At 67.7% G+C, this 2,818-nt stretch carries 4 protein-coding genes; 2 read left to right on the top strand and 2 right to left on the bottom strand.

The genetic code is table 11. The features are described 5' to 3' along the window. Positions 1-865: DUF418 domain-containing protein (locus tag ACAM49_RS39645; RefSeq protein WP_369640657.1), on the top strand; the 865-nt coding region annotated here is incomplete at its 5' end. A 12-nt stretch (positions 866-877) separates the two neighbouring features. On the opposite strand, the gene ACAM49_RS39640 is transcribed toward ACAM49_RS39645, so the two are convergent. Next, a complete protein-coding gene (locus tag ACAM49_RS39640; RefSeq protein WP_369640656.1) occupies positions 878-1,207 on the bottom strand; it encodes a hypothetical protein in 330 nt (109 codons plus the stop codon). After that, on the bottom strand, positions 1,200-1,928 hold the full coding sequence (locus ACAM49_RS39635) for a TetR/AcrR family transcriptional regulator (RefSeq protein ID WP_369640655.1): 729 nt from the start codon (positions 1,926-1,928) through the stop codon (positions 1,200-1,202). Before ACAM49_RS39635 ends, ACAM49_RS39640 begins: the two co-directional genes overlap by 8 nt. Before the next feature lie 94 nt (positions 1,929-2,022). On the opposite strand from ACAM49_RS39635, the gene ACAM49_RS39630 reads away from it, so the two are divergent. Further along, the coding region (locus ACAM49_RS39630) for a diiron oxygenase (protein WP_369640654.1) at positions 2,023-2,818 on the top strand (796 nt) is incomplete at its 3' end.

Below are 2,818 nucleotides of genomic sequence, written 5' to 3'. Positions count from 1 at the left end.
CGGGTATCCGGTGCGGGCGGGGCTGCTGTTCCTCGACGGGCTGGTGAACTTCTTCTTCGTCGCCGAGTTCGACGTGCTGATGGGGTACGCGGTCACCGGGCTGGTGGTGGCGTTCATCCTGGCGACCAGCCCGAAGGCACAGCGGCGCTGGCTGATCGCGCAGGCCAGCGTTCATTTGACGATGCTGACGCTGTTCGCGGTGGCGATCACGTTCGGGCCCAAGGATTCCGGCGGTGGCCGTGAGGCGCTGGATCCGAATCCGTACGCGGACGGGTCGTTCTGGGATCTGGTGGCGTTCCGGTGGGAGCACCTGCTGGTGTTCCGGCTCGAACCGCTGCTCATCTTCCCGATGTCGATCGCGTTGTTCCTGCTGGGCGCGCGGCTGTTCCGGGCCGGGATCTTCGAGCGGGACGGTGCGCGAATCCGCAAGCGGCTGATGGTGCTCGGCTTCGCGGTGGCGGCTCCGATCGATCTGGTGCTGGGGATGGTCGGCGGCGATCTCATCGTGCTGACCCGCTACGGCACCGCTCCCCTGGTCTCGCTGGGCATTCTGGCTCTGGTCGCCGAGGTCTACGCGCATCGGCCCGGGCCGGGTTGGGTGGGACGGCGATTCAGCGAGGTCGGCCGAATGGCGTTGAGCTGCTATATCCTTCAGAATCTCGTGGCCGGAATCCTGTGCTACGGATGGGGTCTGGGCTTGGCGAGCCTGGTGTCGGCCGATTCCCGGGTGCCGTTCACGGTCGGGATCTATGTGCTGGTCTGCGCGCTCATGCTGAGCTTCGCGCACTTCTGGCTGCGGCGCTTCGACCGCGGGCCGGTGGAATGGCTGTGGAATCGCAGCTATCGCGCGCTCACCGGCAGCTGAGCAGCCCGGTAGCTACTCCACGTCGTCGATGGACCGCTGGTAGGGCGACTGGCCGTCGATACAGCTCGACAGCCGGTACAGGCTGTGCGCCGGAACGATATCGATGAACTGCTCGCTGCCCGAGGTGGCGCCGCCGTCGAAGTCGCTGTACACGCACTCCATGTAGCCCGAGACCACGTAGTCGTGGTCGGTGTCGTTGCGGCAGTCCAGGGTGTCGCAGCTCAGACCGTCCGGCAGCACGGCGTCCGCGGCCGCGATCGCGGTGCCCGGAACCAGCAACGCTCCGCCGATGCCCGCCACGACCGTGGCGCGAAGCACTGCCGCGCCCAGGGATTCACGCACGCGCGGCCTCCGTCCGAGAGAACAAGTCGGCGACCACCGTATCGCGGGTGAGCGGCACGTCCAAGCTGCGCGCATTGCCCTCGAGCAGGGCCAGCACCGATTCGACGAGGATGCCCTCGACTTGCTCGGAGGTCAGGGTCGGGGCCGCGCGCCAGCTGTTCACCACACCGTCGACGAAGCCGACGGTGCCGAAGGCCATGGGGCGGGCGCGGTTCCGGTCGATGCCGAAGCGCTCCAGGGTGTCGGCGAACAGGTCGGCGAGATGGCCGCCGATGCGGTCGCGGGCACCGGCCAGGGCGGTGCCGGAGCCGCCGTGCGGGTCGGCGGCGGCCAGGAAGCGGTGCAGATTCGGATGGCGTTCGATCCAGCCGACATACGTGCCGACCGCGCCGCGCACCAGATCGCGCACGGTGCCGTCGGGGTGCAGGCGCGGAAGCAGTTCGGCCATCAGCGTTTCCAGGATGTGGCGGCGGATGGCGTCGTCGAGGTCGGAACGGCCGTCGAAGTGCCGGTAGACGACCGGGCGCGGGACGCGCAGGCGGTCGGCGATCTGCTGCACGGAGATCTCGGTGCCGTTCTCCTCGATGACGACCAGTGCGGCGTCGAGCATCTCGGTGCGGCGCTGCGCCTTGTGGCCGTCCCAGCGGGTGCTGCGGCCGTCGGCGGCACGCTCCCGGTCCCGGGAAGCGGGTTGCGCGATTCTGCGTCGGGTGCCGGTCACTCGGCTCACGATACTCACTCCATCGTTGACCGAGACATCATGTACCACTAATCTGAGTGTAACAGCCTGTAGCAGTAAAACATCAGGAGCTGTCATGGGTGACAACGCCGTCTCCACGCCCACACCCGCCGCGCTCTCCCCGCGCGAGTCGTTCGCCGCGCGCTTGCTGACCGGATCGGTGAAGAAGTCCTACGACCCGGTGGTCGATATGGACTGGGACGCGCCGCTGGATCCGGACAAGCTCTTCCTGCCGCCGGAGGTCATCTCGCTCTACGGCACGCCGCTGTGGGAGGCGATGACGCCGGAGCAGCGGCGCGATCTGTCCCGCGAGGAATTGGCCAATGTGCTGTCGGTGGGCATCTGGTTCGAGAACCTGCTCAATCGACTGCTGTTGCGCGAGCTCATGTCCGGCGATCCGACCTCGCGGCACTCGCACTACACGCTCACCGAGATGGGCGACGAGTGCCGGCACATGATGATGTTCGGCAAGCTCATCGATCGGATCGAGGCGCGGCCGTACTGGCCCAACCGGTGGGAGCGCCTGACGATCAGCTCGCTGCAGCTGTTCCTGCGGGGGTCGATGGTGTGGGTCGGGGCGCTGGTGGGTGAGGAGATCTTCGACGCGATTCAGCGGCGCACCCTCGACGATCCGCAGTTGCAGCCGCTGGTGGCGCGGGCCATGCGGATTCATGTGACCGAGGAGGCGCGGCATATCGGGTTCGCGCGCGATGCGCTGGCGCATCGGGTGCCGAGCATGTCCAAGGCCGAATTGCGGTATACGCGGCTGTGTGTCGCGGTGGCGGCTCCGCTGTTCGTGCATTTGATGACCAACTGGCACATGTATGCGCGGGCGGGGGTCGAGGACGGGCGGGCGGCGCGCAGGCTGGCGC

The organism is Nocardia sp. JMUB6875 (assembly GCF_041154655.1).
Taxonomy (GTDB): domain Bacteria; phylum Actinomycetota; class Actinomycetes; order Mycobacteriales; family Mycobacteriaceae; genus Nocardia.
Note: the sequence above shows the minus strand (reverse complement) of the source record. Positions and strands in the feature narration are given on the sequence as shown.